This window comes from Pseudomonas cichorii, assembly GCF_019719005.1.
In the GTDB taxonomy this organism is placed as follows: domain Bacteria; phylum Pseudomonadota; class Gammaproteobacteria; order Pseudomonadales; family Pseudomonadaceae; genus Aquipseudomonas; species Aquipseudomonas cichorii_E.
Map to the genome: position 1 here is coordinate 1 of NZ_JAIGPJ010000003.1, position 19323 is coordinate 19323.

General features: G+C 52.5%; 10 protein-coding genes and 1 tRNA gene. 5 read left to right on the plus strand and 6 right to left on the minus strand.

The window, feature by feature from the left end; all coding sequences use genetic code 11:
• Positions 1-408: 408 nt before the first annotated feature.
• Together K5D32_RS03685 and K5D32_RS03690 are read right to left on the minus strand one after the other, a co-directional pair.
• Positions 409-648 carry a hypothetical protein gene (locus tag K5D32_RS03685; RefSeq protein ID WP_221599290.1) on the minus strand — a complete coding sequence of 80 codons (240 nt, stop codon included), beginning with the start codon at positions 646-648 and terminating at the stop codon, positions 409-411.
• Positions 638-12739, minus strand: a complete 12102-nt coding sequence (locus tag K5D32_RS03690) for a glycohydrolase toxin TNT-related protein (RefSeq protein WP_221599291.1) — start codon at positions 12737-12739, stop codon at positions 638-640. Before K5D32_RS03690 ends, K5D32_RS03685 begins: the two co-directional genes overlap by 11 nt.
• A 246-nt stretch (positions 12740-12985) precedes the next feature.
• On the opposite strand from K5D32_RS03690, the gene K5D32_RS03695 reads away from it, so the two are divergent.
• The 3 genes from K5D32_RS03695 to K5D32_RS03705 are packed head-to-tail and all read left to right on the plus strand — an operon-like array spanning position 12986 to position 15113.
• On the plus strand, positions 12986-14170 hold the full coding sequence (locus tag K5D32_RS03695) for a lipopolysaccharide assembly protein LapB (RefSeq protein ID WP_221599292.1): 1185 nt from the start codon (positions 12986-12988) through the stop codon (positions 14168-14170).
• Between the two features lie 26 nt (positions 14171-14196).
• On the plus strand, positions 14197-14739 hold the full coding sequence (locus tag K5D32_RS03700; protein WP_221599293.1) for a tetratricopeptide repeat protein: 543 nt from the start codon (positions 14197-14199) through the stop codon (positions 14737-14739).
• The gene (locus K5D32_RS03705; RefSeq protein ID WP_221599294.1) at positions 14739-15113 is read left to right on the plus strand and encodes a hypothetical protein; all 375 of its coding nucleotides are present in this window, start codon (positions 14739-14741) and stop codon (positions 15111-15113) included. The genes K5D32_RS03700 and K5D32_RS03705 overlap by 1 nt, the downstream gene beginning before the upstream one ends.
• A 131-nt stretch (positions 15114-15244) precedes the next feature.
• Here the strand turns inward: K5D32_RS03705 and K5D32_RS03710 are convergent, their stop codons facing one another.
• From K5D32_RS03710 to K5D32_RS03725, 4 genes are all read right to left on the minus strand, one after another.
• Positions 15245-15418, minus strand: a complete 174-nt coding sequence (locus tag K5D32_RS03710) for a hypothetical protein (RefSeq protein ID WP_221599405.1) — start codon at positions 15416-15418, stop codon at positions 15245-15247.
• Entirely contained in the window at positions 15418-15711 is a 294-nt protein-coding gene (locus K5D32_RS26185) for a DnaB-like helicase N-terminal domain-containing protein (protein ID WP_221599295.1), read from the minus strand. The genes K5D32_RS03710 and K5D32_RS26185 overlap by 1 nt, the downstream gene beginning before the upstream one ends.
• Positions 15708-16571, minus strand: coding sequence for a ParA family protein (locus K5D32_RS03720; protein ID WP_221599296.1), 864 nt, complete (start codon positions 16569-16571; stop codon positions 15708-15710). Before K5D32_RS03720 ends, K5D32_RS26185 begins: the two co-directional genes overlap by 4 nt.
• Before the next feature lie 191 nt (positions 16572-16762).
• Positions 16763-16838: transfer RNA gene (locus tag K5D32_RS03725), tRNA-Asn, on the minus strand.
• A 161-nt stretch (positions 16839-16999) separates the two neighbouring features.
• On the opposite strand from K5D32_RS03725, the gene K5D32_RS03730 reads away from it, so the two are divergent.
• Entirely contained in the window at positions 17000-18625 is a 1626-nt protein-coding gene (locus tag K5D32_RS03730) for an NADP-dependent glyceraldehyde-3-phosphate dehydrogenase (RefSeq protein WP_221599297.1), read from the plus strand.
• Between the two features lie 191 nt (positions 18626-18816).
• The gene (locus K5D32_RS03735; protein WP_221577849.1) at positions 18817-19296 is read left to right on the plus strand and encodes a sigma-70 family RNA polymerase sigma factor; all 480 of its coding nucleotides are present in this window, start codon (positions 18817-18819) and stop codon (positions 19294-19296) included.
• The last annotated feature ends 27 nt before the right edge of the window (positions 19297-19323 follow it).

Here is a 19323-nt window from a genome sequence, read left to right on the forward strand (position 1 = left end):
TTTTTCGACGCTAGCATTGGGACGCATCATTGCCAAAAGCTCCAGAAATCATTCAGGAGCCCAGCATCAAGTTTCAGATTGATGATTTGAAGGCAGGCTTCATGGTGCGCTTAAGTTTGCTCGACCAAAGCCGGATCGGACAACGAGCCCAGAGAGCTGGAGGTATCGTGGGCTGAAGCGAAGTTGTAGGCTAGGGTTAAAGCATGAATAAAACGCATAGAAAATCCGATACCGAGACAGGCATCGGACTTTGATTTTCTGGGGCTTTACGTCAAGCAAAAATGCTTAACTGATCGGCATTACTCAGTACGTGTAGTATCCCTATTGAGGTATCTAGGGTCATTAAACCGGCTCACATATGTTCGCCAAGACGGCCCCACCGCATACCATGCACCACAGTAGCAGACTTCATTCTAGCCAGCCGAAAAACTCTTCAAACATTCTATAAAGCAGCCTACAAGCCTCATCCTCCGACAAGCCTGCTTCAATAACCAAGCACTCACCCCGCTCCTTGTATACAACTTTCCACTCACTACCGTCCTGCACAATAGAATATGACTCACTTTGAGCAGCCAAAGACCCAAGCGAGTAAAAAATCTCATTCACCCCCTTACGAATTAGGATTTCTTGCAACTGTTCAATATTCACGATGAATCAACCTCACATATCCGTTCTTAGGATCAAGATAATTTACGCCTCCGGGAAGCTCTAATTGCACCCCCATACCTCGCTGACCAAACCATGGAAGAACTCGACTTTGGACAACATTTGGAATTGGCTTTACGACTAAATACATGGAATATGGCTGCGTAGACTGATACGCAGAAGGTAAAGCCCTGTCAGAAAATGGCGTGCCTTGAGGCGATAAATATCTACCAGAAGGAAAGCCAAAACGATCCATAACAAACCCGGGCTGAAGCTCAATCACCTCGACCGGCCCAACTCTTCCTCTGTTTGGCGGCCAAATAAAAAGCTGCTCCTGAAGCCTCCCCTCTACCGATACAAAATCTCTAAAAGCCGAGGCTTCATTTCCTGCCCGAGAAATAAGAATATTTAATTTAACTCGAGCACGAAGTATTGCAGCATCACTGATTGCAATAGGAACATCATCACTGATTGCAATAGGAACATCATTACCTAATTCGCCAAAATTTAACACTTTATAAAATGCAGGGTCAACCTTTTTAGAAAGCCAAGCTGACGGAGCCAACAGACGACCTGCAAATACCCCTCCCGGCATTGCCATAGCAGCAGCTAATACATCCTGACTAGCCTGCTCAAAAGTTCTCCCACTCAGCTCTGCCCACGCAATAGGAACAGCGTTCACTCCAGCCCATATCCCATTGACTCCCAAGGCAACGCCATTGTGAATGACAGAATTAAGCCCATATGCCATATCTAGCGCTGTATTGCCCGTGTCAAAATTCGTGGCATCAGTACTCATCAGATCTGTATCTGCGTACACGCTAGCAGAGAAAAGCGGTCCCGGAATGTTGAAAACGCGACGCCGCAGATAATCCGGCAGCACCCCCCCATTTTTTTCAGTCTCACGGGCCAGATAGGAAAGCTCTTTTGTCGTCAGCGTATCGGGTAATTCCCCACTATCCAACATTCTTTGGAACTGGTTGGTAGCAAGCGAAGCATCAAGATTGCGAGACTCCCCGCTGTTAATCGCCTGACTCACCATGTAATTGCCTAACGTATTTCCGAACGCATCCCCAGCAACCGCGGCGTAGTTCGGCCGCCCTCCTCCAAACCATTTATCCTTGAGAATAGCGGAGGCAAAAGCACTAGCCTGACCACGTGCCGCCGCCCCCCATAGCCCTTCAACATCCCTCCCCGCATATCCTGCAATTGTTGCTCCTATTGCCGACGCAGCGACATTTCTCCAACTAAATGTCGTATCAAGCCCCACAATACGATTGGCGATTTGACTGTTTGCATAGTTGAACGTACCCAGCGCAGCATAGCCACTGCCGTAGGCTCCACCCGTCTTCATTGCCTCAGCAGCAGTACTCGCCCAAGCACCAAGACTTCCTGTCTGAGCCAGAGTACCGAAGCCTGCCGTGATACCTGCGGTAATCCCTCCCACCGCAACTTGCCCCCACGAAAAACCATCCACAACCCCCATAGCTCTACCGGCAAGCTGTGATGCAACACCTCCTGCCATCCCCCCGAGAACTGCAGCTCCCAAGCCAGCCCATCCGATCGAGCCTGCGATCGAGCCTGAAAGTACCGCCGCCCCCGTCATTGCAAGCCCGCTGATCGCAGAGGAGCTCGCCACTGCAGCTGCAGCTGGCGCTGCCGCACCAGCAGTTAGAACTGTCGCAACGACAGCCACCACGACCATGACGACACTCGCCAGGCCACTGCTCTTCTTTTTCTTCGGCTTGGGAGGGGGAGGCAATTCCGGACTTGGCGTGGTATTACCGATCACGTCATTAGCATCATACAGTTTGAAAGTAGATGCATTATTGTGAACACTGCTTACAACGTTAGGTATCTGTAGACTTTCGCCAGCCAATAAAGGCTTGGCAGGATCCAGGCCGTTCGCATCAGCGATCAAGTACCACATACCTGGATCGCCCCAAACTGTTTGCGAAATACGCTCAAGCGTATCGCCAGGGGCAACAAGATATACTTTTGGATTTAGCCCAGGATAATCAGTGGAGATTGGCGTGTACGTATCGCTTATTTCTGCGACACTGGCCGTACCGACATTTGCAAGTGCCTGCCCATTATAATAAAAATAGTTTTGCACCTTTTTACTATCACTGTAGTCCTGTGCAAAGGCAGCAGTTAATTGACCATCAGCATTAGACGAAAATGCACGATACCCAACACCATTAAAAACGCTACTCAACACCCCAGTTGCGGAGTACATGAAGAATGTATTACCAGGTGTACCACCCAAACTCCAAGTCGCAACCGTCTCACTTTCCTTATAAGAATCCATCAAAACATAAGACTTACTGTAAGCACCCGTATAATTTACACTCACCCCGTCACTATTATAAACAACATAGCGATACGCCTTTTGATTACCCACAGCATCAATCATGGCATTTTCACCATAAAATGTTGCCTGAGTTTTTCTTTGCACTCCATTTAGGATTTCGTGGTTAACCTGCGAGCTTAACTTTCCATCACCCCGATAAGAATAGAAACTTGAAGCTAAAGCAACCCCTCCCTTGAAAGTAATTAGCCCCATTCGATTTGATCGATCATCATATGTAGTGGAGAAGTCGACAACAGCTCCTCCTTGCGACATTACCAGTTGAGAACTAGTAGCAGCCAAAGCCCGGCTAATTGTGCGAGAAGCCGAACTAACCACTTGACCAACATCATTATACAGATACTCTTCGCGACGAAAAACCTCATTAGACGCGCTTGTATTCACCCACTGCTCAGAGGCTAGTCGACGTCCAGTCCCATCATATACTATTGAATAGCCCTTGGCTTTTCCTGCCAGCTTCCCGGCGACTACTTGACCGCCAGACACAAAACCATCACCTACCAAAACTCTATCTTCATTATCAAACTTATTCCAAGTATCAACAACCGTACGCAAACCTAACTGACTTGTCGTATCCATATAGGCACGGCGACGATTACCATACTCATCAAAGTCGTAACGAAGCGATTCAATCTTTGCTGTATTGGCAACATCCCCATAATCACCCCGAAGGGCTGTACCCACCGGAGCATTGGCTTCCTTGAGCCTGGAGCGCTCATCAAATCTATAGCGCGTTTCGGAACTGGCACTAGCATTCCAGACCAGAACTAACGAACTTTTTGATATATGCGAGTCAACAGAACGAACTTTCTCACCTGTCAGATTATACTCATATATTGACATTAACGAATTAACTTCACCAGGGCCAATGCTATCCATATTTTCCGAAGACTTCAGAGCACCATTGGAATAGTATATATAATTAATCCCTGACGCCCCCCCAAAATCTACAGGTTCACCAGAAGCCGCCTTAGAAACAGATGAAGACATCTTCCTTAGCGTTTGACCAAAATCATTATAAAAATAGTAAAACTCATTCCCCCCTAAATCCTTGCTACTTGTCAATCTCCCATAAACACCCTCATCAAAAACCCATGACAGCTTGTTACCCAGCCCATCCAATTCTTCAACTTTTCTATTGCTTTCGCTATATGTATACTTTTTTTCAATCTTCGACTCATTACGAGTCCCAACAACATTTCCACGCTCATCAAACAACGTATAACGCACATTCCCGGCAACACCGGTAGTGGTACTGGAGCTATCAGCATTAGCATTACTAACCAACGTTTCCTCAACCGCCGTACTGCCACTGATCTCTCCAACCAGCCGCCCCGCCTGATCATACTGATTGGTCAACAATGTCACCGCCGCCCCATTGCGAACAATGCCATGACTCACCTGCCGATCCATCGCGTCATAACGGTCTATCAACACCGTCCCCACAGCATCTTGAGTCGCAACCCGGTTCCCATTGCTGTCCATCAAGTAATTACGCGAATACCCCAAAGCATCAACATCACGAACCAACTCACCGGCCTGGTTATACACATGCTGACGAGTGCGAAGCTCAGTGCTGGTTGCAACTCCCGCATAAGGCCCGACCAGATCCGTTTCTTGAATTAACAGGCCTGAACCGTCATAGCGCTTTTCATGGATCAGGCTCGCACGATAACTGGTACCGTTCTCCCTGAGGATGTCAGTGACCGGCAACGTTTCCGTCAATTGTTTGTTGTTATGGTCGTAGGTGTAGGTGGTGATATAACCGCGCGCATCGGTACGACTGAGCATGTTGCCCCAGCGGTCATAGGTCTGCCGAATAATCGGGGTAGCCAAAGTCAGGGTGATGTTATTCAGGGTATCAGCGTTGAGATTCGCCTCGAAGGCCGGCAGGTGCTGCTCCAAAGCTCGACCGAGATTGTCGTAACGGGTATATGTGATGCGATCATCGTCGGCATTGACACCACCTACCTGATTACTGCGCGTGACTTTGCCGCTCAGGTCGTAATCCATTTTTGTGACGCCCTGAGCATTCTGTTGCTGGACGACCCTACCCGTCTGATCGTATTGGTAACTGGTCTGCAGATTGCCATTGAGCAACTGACTGGTCGCTTCGCCGAAACGATTGTAGAGCGCCGATGTAGTCGTACCCTTCTGGGTGTTATCAGCCGCTGTATACCAATCGGTCGTCGAAACTTGCTGACCCAGAACGTCATAGGTGAAACTGCGGCGCAGAGTCTGGTTACGCGAGAGTGCAGAGCCACCCACCGTCCAGCCGCTTAGCACCACACTGGTTTGCAAGCTCTGTTCGATCCTGCGACCCGCAACGTCGACTTTATAAGTTGTCGCCACACCGCTGGCATCAAAACCTCGCACTTCGTAACCATTCGAGTCGTATCGAGTACGAGTTGTCTGAGTTGACCCAGCTTGAATGACATCGCCTGTGCGACCTGCGCTACGGGTCTCAACCAGTATCTGACCGAAGGCGTTAAGAGCATAGGTTATAGTCGGTGAGGCCAGGACAGAGCCAGCCGAAAACGGATCAATCGCACCATTTTTTGCGGTGACTCGTGCTGGTTCAGTGACCTTGCTGACTTGCCCCAGCGCATTGTAATCGGTGGTGGTGACGCTGCCTGCAACATCGGTAACCGTGCGGGTGTTACCTACACCATCATAGGTCAGGTGACTAACCACCAGATTCCCCACAACCGGAGTGGCAGATACCACGCCGTTTGAAGCATTCACGGTCTGCTGCCAGTAACGTACACCTTCTTGAGTAACCTGGCTCAAGCGCCCCATCGCATCGTAGTCGTAGCGAGTTCTGCGGTCATTGGAACTGGCTATGGGTTCGCCCGGTACCACGCTTTCATTCCAGGAACTCAACGCCACGCCATACTCGACCTGCCGGCTAAGCTTGCCTTGTACGTTGTATTCCATGCGAGTGTAATTGCCCAAAGCATCCACACTACCGATACGATTTCCTGCCACATCGTAATAATGAACGCTGCTACCCCCAGTAATAGCCGTTACGCCGCTGGCGTTGCGCGCAACTTGCGTTTCCCGGATCACTTGGCCAAAAGCGTCATAGCTATAGAGAGTGGTCGGTGCAGCGGTGATCAGTATCGAAGTGGCGACGTTACCGCTAAAGGTGTATAGGCTGACCTGATTTTGCTGAACTGCGGTTTTGCGCCCAAGGGTGTCATAAGTAGTAGTCAGCGTACGGTCTTGATCAGCATTCGGCACCAGTGTGGTGACGGTAATATCGGTTCCAAGGTAATAACCCTTTACTGGCACGGCTTGGGCCAAAGCGTTCGCGTAGCGGACGGTGCGAGTAGTCTGGCCCAGACTGTCGTAGGAATAGGCGGTTACCCCCTTGAGCGCATCGATGTCATAACTGACCTGACCCAGCGTATCGTAGACCTTATAGCTATCAACAAAGTCAGTGGCCGCCAGCCCACTGTTATTGACCCGCACACGGTTGCGCACTGCATTGCCGAAGCTGTCGAAAGTAACCTCAGTACTGACCTGAAAAGTGTTGGCAGTACCATCCGAGCTCTGCTGATAGCTGCCGCTGAGCTTGTTATACCACCCAGGACTGATGGTAAGAATCTGCCGATCAAGATTGTCGTAGGTGTAAGCTGTGGTCCGCACCTCACTTAGATCGTCCAGCGCTGAATCCGCAGTAACGCTGCTCCTAAGGCGGCCCTCGCTACGGCTGGTAACGTTGCCCAGGGCATCGTAGGCAGTGCTGGTAACCAGATAGCGAGTCGCGGCCTTTACCACGCCAGCTTCGGTGATACTCGATACCGTAACCGCTGGAGTAATCTCTTCCACCAGACGGTTTAGCAAGTCATAGCTATAGGTCCAGACGTCTCCATTTTTATTGGTCAGGGTTTTGCGGTTTCCTAACCCATCGTAGGTGTATGACTCGACCTTGCCTGCGGCATCAGTAACAGTTTTCTGCTGGCCGACAGCGTCGTAGGTATAAGTGGTGGTACGGTCACTATTTCTATCCGGACGCAGCAGCGACTGCAAACGTTCCACGCTCAGGCTGCCACTTGCGCTGTTTATGTTCCCGATACTGCCCGACCAATTCGCCGAACCCGCGTTCGTGTTGGCATTGACGTTCAGCACCTGGCCGGTGGCCGTGTCGATCAGTTCCAGCGAATCCACTTCGACCAGGCGATCCGGATCACCGCTGTTGTCGGCACCATAGTTGTACAGCAGCAGAGGCACTGCGCTGACACTGCCGGCCAGGAACTTCTTGGGGCTGGCACTTGCATTGATTGCATTCGTGCCACTGATGGTGCCTTCAAACGTCCGCCACCCCATCTCCGGCGTCAGCTTCACACCCTCTGTCGCGTTATACGAGTAAGAGTTCGCGTAAGGGTTGGCGATCACGTTGCCAGCACTGTCGTACGTAACCACCCCGGCGTAGACGATACCTTCCCCTGCAACCTGACGCAGCTTGACCCGCACGGTGTAGGTCTTGGCCGGGTCGATGGCGACCTTTTCCAGCGCGGTGAACGTAACATTGCTGCCATTCAGGGTCAGCGTTCGCCCGTCACTGCTGCCCGCTGCCGGCACCTGCACCGGCCGTGCGTAACGTACCGTCTCGGTCAACTGCCCGTTGGCGTCATACTTATTCTCGGTCACAGCGCCTTGCGCATCGATCACATAACGCTGGCGGCCTACAGCGTCATAGACAAACCGGGTGCGCCGGTCAGCACCATCCGGACGCAGTAGCGATTGCAAACGCTCCACGCTCAGGCTGCCACTTGCGCTGTTTATGTTCCCGATACTGCCCGACCAGTTTGCCGAACCCGCGTTCGTGTTGGCATTGACGTTCAGTACCTGACCGGTGGCCGTGTCGATCAGTTCCAGCGAATCCACTTCGACCAGGCGATCCGGATCACCGCTGTTGTCGGCACCATAGTTGTACAGCAGCAGAGGCACTGCGCTGACACTGCCGGCCAGGAACTTCTTGGGGCTGGCACTTGCATTGATTGCATTCGTGCCACTGATGGTGCCTTCAAACGTCCGCCACCCCATCTCCGGCGTCAGCTTCACACCCTCTGTCGCGTTATACGAGTAAGAGTTCGCGTAAGGGTTGGCGATCACGTTGCCAGCACTGTCGTACGTAACCACCCCGGCGTAGACGATACCTTCCCCTGCAACCTGACGCAGCTTGACCCGCACGGTGTAGGTCTTGGCCGGGTCGATGGCGACCTTTTCCAGCGCAGTGAAAGTAACATTGCTGCCATTCAGGGTCAGCGTTCGACCATCACTGCTGCCCGCTGCCGGCACCTGCACCGGACGGGCATAACGTACCGTCTCGATAACACGGCCATTAGCGTCATACTTGTTTTCGCTTACATAACCCAAAGCGTCAATGGTCGAGCTCACACGACCAGCATTGTCGTATACATACAAGGTACTGTTGCCCGCAGCATCAATCTTGCGCGTGACCTGATCATTGCCGTTGTAGCTGTATCGGGTAGTCAGGTTCAACCCGCTCGGATCCTGATGTTCAGCAATGCGCCGCCCCAGCTTGTCGAACTCGTACGATGTAGTCTGCTGGCTCGAGCTGGTCACCGTGCCACGCACCACCTGGATTTGCTGACCAATGCCGTCATAGGTATAGCTAGTAGTGAGCTTCAGGCCATTGGGATCTTGGATAACTTGGAGCTGCTGCCCCTTACTGTCATAGACATAATCGGTAGCGCGCTGCTCGGCCTTGCCTTCAGCATCGACCACTCGCACTTGTCGCCCCTGACCGTCGAACCTGTAGCTGGTAACACTATTATTGGCATCGGTACGGGTCAGCACACGGTTAGCTGCGTCATAGCTATAGCGGGTGATACGCCCTAAAGCGTCGGTCACCGTGAGCAGCCGCCCAGCCTTATCATACGCATTGGTAGTGGACTGATTTAAGGCATCCTGGCTCGTGACAAGCTGGCCGTCCTTGTTGTAGCTATAACGAGTCACAGCACCAGTGCCATTAGTGACAGTCAGAATTTGGCCGTGACGATTCTTCAGACTCACGACACTGACACCGTCGGGTGTTGTCACTGTCAAGCTGCGCGCGCTGTCGTTGTAGGCGTAAGTCGTAATATTGCCCAGTGCATCAGCTTGCTTGAGCACTCGACCGAAGGCATCATATTCGCTGGTTTGTCCCTCGTTAAGAGCATTCGTGATGGTAATCACTCGACCATTACTAGCGTAGCTCGTAGCGACACTCAAACCACGACCATCAACCTGACTGATCACCCGCCCGAAAGCGTCATAGGCAGTGGCACTGCTGCGTGCTAATCCGCCAACATCTTCGACACGACCAGTCAGCTCACCACGCTTGTTATAGACCATGTTACTGACGACAGTGCTACCTGTAGATATTGCGCGAGTAATAGACGTTTGATTACCAAAAGCGTTGTAAGCATAATGAGTCACGTATCCCAGAGCATCGGTCGTTGAAGTAAGCAGACCACGGCTGTCATAGTCATATGTACGCCGATTGTCACTCGCCGCATTCCGGATTGCTTGTAACAGGGTCTTTACTTGGGCACTCAAAACACCGCCCGACAACACAGTAGTATTTGTTGCTGCCAATCGTTCTGTGATGGCCGTACGCTCACGAACATCGCCAAAGGCGCTATAAACCGTCTCACTGACTTCGCCCAATGCATTGACAACATGAGTCAGGCGTCCCGCCGCGTCATAATAGGAAAGCGTTCGATTACCCAAGGCATCAGTTGCACTGGCCACCCGCCCATTTGCGTCATACTGATAGGTCAGGCCATATTGCGCATAAATCGTAGATACTTCGGTGTCGCTCATGCCTGTTGCAATACGCGCTGAAGCCTCGCCGAGCAACTTGCCTATGGTTTGCCCAAAGGCGTCATAGCGGGTACGAGTACTACGCTCTTCGGCGCTACCTTGAGCTTGAGTTTCTCGTACCAGCCGCCCAGCCGAGTCATACTCATACGCAGTAGTCGAGCCATCGCTGGCAATACGCCGAGCTACTCGCCCTTGAGCGTCAAAAACTGTGGTCGCCGTTTGTGCAACACCTGTCGCTACAAAATTTTTGATTGTTGAAAATGCCGTCGCATCTGAAATTGAGGCGGTATAGGCAGTCGCATAACGAATCGTTTTTTGAGTATTACTTGCTTCGTCGTACACAGTTTCAGTGACGAACTGTTTCTCATCGACACTACCGACTTGTCGTCCAGCCGCGTCGTAGTAGTACCAACTCGAGAGATCACCAGCGGATGGCTGACGCAAAACATCGAGGGTCGCGCTGGCACGATTGGCGAGCACAGTTACATTTGCGTAACGAATGCTTTGGGTCAAGCGGCCTGTCGCGTCATAACGGTTTTCAAGCAGATAACCTTCAGCATCCAGCTGACCGCTCTGATGGCCACTGGCGTCATAAAAAAATCTTGTTGTGCGGTCACCGGTCTGTTGTTTGACCAGTCGGCCTTGACCGTCATAAGTGAAGGTGGCCAGTACACCTACGGCATCGGTGCTGGTACTTAGTCGACCGGCGTTATCATAAGTAAAAGCAGTAACACGATCAGCAGAACCGCTCAGCGGACGAATCTCAGCTATGAGCATTTTGAGCACCGTGGCACCGTCATACCAGCCGGAGGTGTCGACGAGGGTCGCGTAGCGCTTTTCCTGGACGCGCTGTCCGGCCGCGTTATAGCTATACTCTGTGATAGCTCCGACCCCATCAACCAAGGCACTGACCCGCCCGGCTTCGTCGTAAAACGTATAACTGCGCACGCCAGTCGCATCCTGAACCATAACCTGACGACCCGCAGCATCATAAACATAAGCAGTAGAGCGCGGCGTCTGGCCCGATGCAGTTTGGGTAAGACTGATAAGCTGCCCTTGGCCGTTGTATGTTTGCGTAACAGTCAACCCTGCACTGTTGATGATCGACACCGTACGGCTAGTGCCGTTATAGGCATTGATTCGAGTGCCAGCCGAGTCGCTGCTACTGAGCACCCGACCTAAGCCGTCATAGACGATCGAACTCAAAACAGTTTTCTGACTGCGGTCCGCCCCACGCACAACCAAAGTCTGTAACAACTGGCCATGCTGGCTGTAAATATATTCGGTTACGCTGAGGCTAGACTCCTGTACTCCCCCGCCAACAGCATCAACGGAACTGTAGGTGACACGGCGGCTCAAATTACCTCGATAGTCATAACTCAGTTCAGTTAAGGTAGAACGGGTTTTGTCACGCGAGCCAGCCCAGACTACTAACTGCGACTCTGTTAATACTGCCTGCGGTGTAAGCCCGGCCAACTCAAACAACGCATCACGATAACTGACTTCCTGAACTCTCAGACCTTGAGCATTATAACGGTACTCTGTGACCTGACCTCGTCCGTCAACTATAAAACGCACTCTATTATTACTGTCATAACTTAATCGACTGACTTGGGCTGTGCTGGCTGGCGGCTCAGCCCACAGCCCAGTGCTGCTATCTAACACCGCTGTTGCGCTGTAACGAATTTCATTGAGCTGTTGGTTATTAGAGTTGTAGATGCGAACGACTGTAGTACCCCCTGCATCTCGCTCCAAGATAGTATTACCGTTCGCATCGTACTGATAGGTGATGGCATTGCCACGCCCATCCGTTATGCGGATCACGTTACCGTCCAGATCATAGGAATAACGCGTAGACAAACGCTGACCGTTAACAGCTGGCGTTTGCACCTCAATCAGGAGGTCATTAGCATCATAGAAATAACTCCACTGCTGGCCTAATCCATTCAGCACATCCGTTCGATTGCTGATGATGTCGTAGTTGAATGTGGTGGTGCCCGAACTGTCGGTAACCGTCTTGATACGGTACTCGCCATCAAGCAACTGATAAGTGAAACTGGTCGAAGTCCCATCGCTTTGCACGATGCTGGAGATGCGGAAACTGGCACCATCATAGGCATAGCCGGTGCGGTAAACATTACCATCGACAATGCTGTTGTCATCCGGGCTCAAATCTGTGCTGACATTAATCAACCTGCCCTGAGCGTCATACCCGTAATATACTTGTTGAGTCAGCATACCGCCCGTGGCGTTGCGAGTATCGAGACGCTCCAGTTTTCCGGACGCGTTATAATTCAAAACCAACTCCTGACCGGAGCTGTCTCTGACTGAGCTCAACCGCCCACTGGCATCGTAGCTGTAGTTGATCTGAGTACCATTAGCATCGGTGACCGACAGAAGTCTACCGTTAGTGTCATAGCGTTCGGCAAGTCGGCTCGAACCGTCGGTCCATACCATTTGACCTGCAGTTGCGTCCCAGACGACCGTATCATGAGCACCATCGCCTTCAGTCGATTGATATCGGGTACCGTTCCACTGATATACGGTTTGATGACCATCGCCAGACGTACGGACCAGTTGGCTGCCAGTGACATTAATATTACCCGCCAGTAACAGGCTACGCTCACCATCCCAACGCCAGCCATCGGCATCTCCATCACTCAAACCTCCCTGGGTATTGTAAGTTCGGGTGTGCAGCAAATCTTGGCCCAGGCCCGACAGTTGCTCATCGGTAAAGCGAAGCACCAGGTTCCCGTTACTGATATTCACCATCGCCTGCCCTGCGGCCTGCCCCTGGTTGCTCTGGCCACCTACAGCGTTACCTCCCAGAGAATTCAACGATGTATTGAACAGTCCTAATCCATTACCAGCGACGATGGCGACCATAATTTCTTCTCCCCCCCCCGACGAAGCTCTGCCAACCCGCGGCTCAAAAAACGGCTGCCGTTTAACCACCAAGCAGCGCTACTGAAAGTGCTTATGCTCGGCTTTTGAAAAAAGTTTAGGGCTAAGAGAAAATATTTTATGAAACGTTGAAATCGACCTTTAGGGCATGACAGGCAGCAGTTATCAGAGCAATAATCACTAGCCAGAACCGCCCTTTCAGACCTATGACCAATAAAGAAACCATTCATGGCCATTGACAACGCACCTGCTGAGCACAAACGCTTGGCGCGCCTGCTCACGTATCTAGGACATGACCCAACCAACTTATCGCTTTTGGTTGATGCCCTGTCACTCGCTATTGACTTTGGCGATAGCTCATATGGCCAGCAACTGATTGATCATATAAAGATCCACGCGATCGAAGCCCCCACAGTATTTGCTCTGGCGGCACATTTGTCGTTACAAGCTGGCCAATACACTGCTGCAGCAACCTTCGGTGACAAAGCAATCGAAGGCGGAGTCGAACATTTGGCCGTTATCTTCAATACCGCCACCGGACACTTCCACAGCAGAAACTATGCATCGACTCACGCACTGCTTTCACGCCTGAGCAATGACCCGGAAAGCCCTGCCACTCTGCTGATGATGCATGCACGCGCATTGCATCAACTGGAGGAAACCGAAGAAGCCGAACTACTTGTTTCCCGCGCCCAGAAGCAGGAACCGTCAAACACAGAGATACGCGGCCTGCTCGCCCTATTGAAGTATGAAAACGACAACCTCTCCCCAGCATTGATCACTGCACACGAAACACTGGCAGACGACCCCGATCAACTCGACGCGCTAATAGCCTGCGCCTCGGTTCACTTCGAGCAAAACAATATAACCGCATCGCGTAGCGCTTGGCTTCATACAGTCAAAACGCATCCTGAATGCGGCCGAGCCTGGTCAGGACTGGCAAGATTGGAGTTCAACGAACTAGAATTCGATGCAGCCCAAGAACATCTCAAAACGGCAGTCCAGTTCATGCCGGACCATATCGGCACCTGGCATCTACTGGCCTGGATCTACATCCTGCGCAAAGACAGTGCTCAAGCTCGCCAAGCACTCAACCGCTCCTATGCGCTGGACCGCACCTTTGGCGAGACCCACGGCGGACTCGCAATCGTTGATATCATGGATGGCATGAAAGAAAGCGCCCGCAAAGGCATTCGCCGCGCACTCAAACTCAAACCCGACTGCTTGTCGGCTCGATACGCCGAAGCCCTTCTGCTTCAGGAATCAGGACAACCAGAAAAAGCAGCCCAGTTGATTGATCAAGTCCTTGACCAAACCAGACCTGACAGCAACGATACCGGTCGCATCTTGATGGAAAAATGGCTAAAAACCCACCAGAACAAAGCTCCAGACCGCCATCCGGACCAACACTAAAGTCATCATCTATGGGAAAGCGCAACATGCTAGACGCATCGGAGTATCTGCATCTGGCTATCAACGCCAGCAAGAAAGGTGACCACCACGCGGCACTGGATTGCCTGAATACAGCCCTCGAGCTAGAACCAAAAAATGCAGCCATTCATTATTTTCGCGCCGCCGAACATGCCGAACTAGGCATGATGGAGCGCGCTCACGCAGAAATGGTAGGCGCCCTTGAACTGAACCCAGAAATGGATATGGCGCGCTTCCAGCTGGGCTTGCTAAGCCTTCAATTATCAAAGGTGGATGAGGCTCGCAACGCGTTCGATTCACTTTCAGCGAAATCGCCGGATATAAGCTTGCGAGAATTCTCTGGAGCCTATCTGGAATTACTGAATGAAAACACAGAAACCGCGATCAACCGACTGACTATGGGCTTGGCTAGCTGCTCCAATGCAGCACTGAAAGCTGACATGAAGCGAGTACTGTCAAGCATCTCGGATACATCTAACGTCCCCCTCCCCGACAAAGCCGAGCCCGCATTATTCCTTGGTGCCTACCGCGACACTCTCGAGATACCTTGATGAGTAAAATCGACTCGACTCGCCTGCCTCAAGTATTGGCTGCGCTGGCCAAGCCCAAGGACAAAGTAGTATCGAGGGCAGCCAATAACCCAGCCGAGATCAAGCCGAAAAAGGGCGTAACAGACCTTGAAGTGCTGCGAGAGCACCTACAAAGCCGTCTTCAATATCTTAAAAAAAACACCGACACCTTCCATAGCGCCGCTCCGATTATTACTATACAAGAAATATTACGCTGGGAATTTGGTGAACGTATTTTAGAACACCCCGAGTTTGAAAACATATCAAAGAAAGTTGCACAAACCATGCTGGAAGATCAAGAATCGGAAAAAGCCATTTATGCAGTTATTTATGGCATGGTATCGCTTGACACTTGAACTCATGACAACAACGTATCAACCACCTGATGATTGCCACAAGCAGGAAAATCAAAACATGGTGCCCTCCAAAGGAGAGCACCATTCAGCCAAATAGCCTGCAAAAAACATGACCGCAACTCAGCACGCCTTCATCCAACCGCTACAGCCAACACCTCAAACGCCGCAAAGATAACCGACTGCCCCAAAATCTCGTAAGCAGCTGTATCAGAGACACCATGAACCAGCTCAACCGGAATGATCTTTACCCCCATGACGCCATTGCCGTGATTGAAGTGAAAGTCCACCCGCTCTAGCACATGCATTAGCGTGTCGTTGACGTCGACAAACGTGCTGGGTAATCGCCCCACCCCAAAGCGAATAGCTTCTGCTCGAAAGCCTCCTGCACGTCATGGCTACGGGCATTGATTTCTGAAGCGTTGCTGCTGGCCAGGGTCTGAATGGACTGGAAGATCAGCCGATGCTCGCGCCGGTAAAAATCCTCAGGCACCAGCACATCGGCCAGCAGATCCCACGTCTGGTTGTCGAGCATCAGGCCACCCAGCACGCCCTGCTCAGCCTCGATGGAATGCGGTGGTACCACCTCAAGCAGGTTCATGACGCCAACTCCCGGGTCAGAACCTCACCAATGGCTTGCATGGATAGCCGATCAAACTCGCCCCGCCACTCAGGGAACAACTCGTGAGCCAGGGCATGCACGACACAGAACGCCGAAGCCGCCTTGCGGTTTTGCGGCTGGCGTTGCTCCAGACGATGTGCGGGTACGCCTTGAGTGGCTGCACGACGAAACACAACAGCGGCCGGAATGGTGGTCTCCAGCAAATTGAGCTGCGGGTGATCGGTCAGGGTTTCTGTCAGTGACTGATAAATCAGGCTGGCGTCGCTGGTGGCATCGAGCTTGTTGATGACGATGTTCAGAGGTGGCGTGCGCACGCCAAGTTGGGACAGTGGCTCAAGATCCTTGAGCAGTTGCTGGGTGCCACGATAGAACTCACGGGCGGCGAGCATATCGGGGGAGATGGGCGAAACAGCCATGTCCGAAGCCAGCAAAGCCATTTCCAGCATGACCGACCGAGCGCCTTGGGTGTCGATCAGCACCAGATCGAAGTCATCGGCAAACGCCGCCACCAGATTCTTCAGTCGCAGACGCCCATCGGCCGCATGCAGCAACAGGTTGCTGAGCTGGTTGAAAGGATCGTTGGAGAGGATCAGAGACAGGTTGGGGATGCAGGTGCGACTGACGATCTGCTCGAAGCGGGTTTCGTTGTGAGCGATAAGCTCGTAGATACCGCCTGGAGCCTCATGGTCAAGACGATAGAACGACGACAACGAAGGCTGGGTGTCGAGGTCAATAAGCAGGGTACGAAGATTGGCATCGGCGCAGAACGCGCCCAGATTGGCAGTGACCGTGGTTTTTCCAGGTCCGCCCTTGGTTGAAACGATGGATACGATTCTCATGATGCACGCCTCTAAATCGATTGATTAGAGACGGCGCCGGATCGTCAAAACAGGGCACGCGACTTTGTTTCCGGATGTAAAAAAAAGGTCTTGGACGTTTTCACTTCTGAAAGCCCAATGACGTATCAGCTGTCATTGGTGTGCGCTTTCAGCAGAAACGACGCAAGACCTTGATTTACATCACAAAATTCTGGCTCCACGACCTGGACTCGAACCAGGGACCCAGTGATTAACAGTCACTTGCTCTACCAACTGAGCTATCGCGGAATGAGCGCTATCTTACTGATTAAAACGGGTAAGTCAAGCATCACTTTGAAAAAATATTGAGCATAAACAGTCATTTGCAGGCGCAGGGTTTCGTCGTGGGTTTGCTGTGGCGTAGTGTGTTCGCTTGCCCCTGCAACGCTGATAACAGAAAGGAGAACGAGATGACCCAGGCTAACCGTCTTGAAACGCTGTTCCCTGCCGCTGACGACATTCCTGAGCAGTACCGTACAGGCCCTGCCATCGAGCAGCGGGAGTATCTGGTCAATGGTGTCCTGCAATCATGGCAAGGACCGCTGGCTCCGGTGCGCAGTCCGGTCTGTCTGAGGACTGAAACCGGGCTTGAGTCGGTGATTCTGGGCAGTACACCGTTGCTGGATGCAGAAACGGCCATGACAGCACTGGATGCTGCAGTTCAGGCTTATGACCGTGGCCAGGGTCGCTGGCCGACGATGCGTGTGGTCGAGCGCATTCAGCATGTCGAGTCGTTCCTCAAGCGCATGCGCGAGCAGCGTCGGGCGGTGGTGAATCTGCTGATGTGGGAAATCGGCAAGAATCTGAAGGACTCGGAAAAGGAATTCGACCGCACCTGCGATTACATCGTCGACACCATCAATGCACTGAAAGAACTGGACCGCCGTTCCAGCCGTTTCGAGCTTGAGCAGGACACTCTTGGCCAGATCCGGCGCGTACCGCTGGGCGTGACGCTGTGCATGGGGCCTTACAACTATCCGCTGAACGAAACCTTTACCACCCTAATCCCGGCGCTGATCATGGGCAATACCGTGGTCTTCAAGCCAGCCAAGTTCGGGGTACTGCTGATTCGTCCGCTGCTTGAAGCCTTCCGTGACAGCTTCCCGGCCGGCGTCATCAATGTGATCTACGGGCGCGGCAGGGAAACGGTCAGTGCCTTGATGGCGACTGGCAAGATCGACATCTTTGCCTTTATCGGCACTAACAAGGCTGCCAGTGACCTGAAGAAGCTGCACCCGCGCCCTCACCGCCTTCGCGCCGCTCTGGGGCTGGATGCGAAAAACCCCGGCATCGTACTGCCCGATGTGGATCTGGATAACGCCGTCAGCGAGTCGGTAACCGGCTCGCTGTCTTTCAACGGCCAACGCTGTACTGCCCTGAAGATCCTCTTCGTGCATGAAGATGTCGTGGAAGGTTTTCTGGAGAAATTCCAGCAGAAACTGGCGCAGTTGAAGCCCGGCATGCCTTGGGAACCTGGCGTTTCGCTTACACCACTGCCAGAACCGGGCAAGACCGACTACCTGCAAGGCCTGGTCGCCGACGCAACTGCCAAGGGTGCCCGTGTTATCAATGAAGGCGGCGCAGAAGTCAGCGAAACCTTCTTTTACCCTGCCCTGCTGTACCCCGTGACGCCGGACATGCGCGTCTATCACGAAGAACAGTTCGGGCCAGTCGTGCCGGTGGTCGTCTATAAGGACTTGCAGACCGTGATCGACTACGTGCTCGATTCCGATTTCGGCCAGCAACTGAGCATCTTCGGCAATGATTCGACTCAGGTCGGGAGACTGGTGGATGCCTTCGCCAATCAGGTCGGCCGGATCAATATCAACGCCCAATGCCAGCGTGGCCCGGATCAGTACCCGTTCAATGGCCGCAAGAACTCCGCCGAAGGTACGCTCTCGGTTCACGACGCCTTGCGTGTGTTCTCGATCCGTACGCTGGTGGCGACCAAATTCCAGGACAGCAACAAGACGCTGATCAGCGACATCATCCGCAACCGGGAATCCAGCTTCCTGACCACCGACTACATCTTCTAGATACCAGAATCAGGGGCGCAGCAACAAGGCTGCGCTCCTGGCAATAAGTGGCAGAAAGACATAAATCGCATTTGATAATGATTATCGAAAACAGGTAGCATGCTCGCTTTCGGGTAGGACATGTCGCACCTTCCCACGGGATATGAGCACCAACCCCAGTGGATTCGTCCGCCAGCAAACTTGATCTCTATATGGCGCATCGCTCAGCCCTGGTGGACTATGCCGCGCCCATCGTAGGCTGCCGTGCTCGCGCCGAAGATGTGGTTCAAGAGGCCTGGCTGCGGTTCAATGGTCGGCCCGATCAGAACACCACCATCGACCATCCAGTCGGCTATCTGTATCGCATCGTACGCAATCTGGCACTGGACCTGACACGCAGCATCGCCACCGAAAAGCGCCAGCCAGACGGCGATACCCTGCTGGCAGAGCTCCCGGCCATTACCGCCTCCCCCGAACAGGAAGCGGTCAGCCATGACGAACTGCAACAAGTCTCAGATGCGCTGGCGCAATTGCCGGAACGAACCCGCATGGCTTTCGAGATGCATCGCCTCGGCGGCTACACCCTGCAACAGATCGCAACAGCGCTGGGGATCTCGGTCGGGCTGACGCATCAACTGGTACATGATGCCTTGAGCCATTGCGCAGCCTGGCTGGAGCGAGGCAATGGCTGAGCCCCATTCAAAGAATTTTCAGGAAAA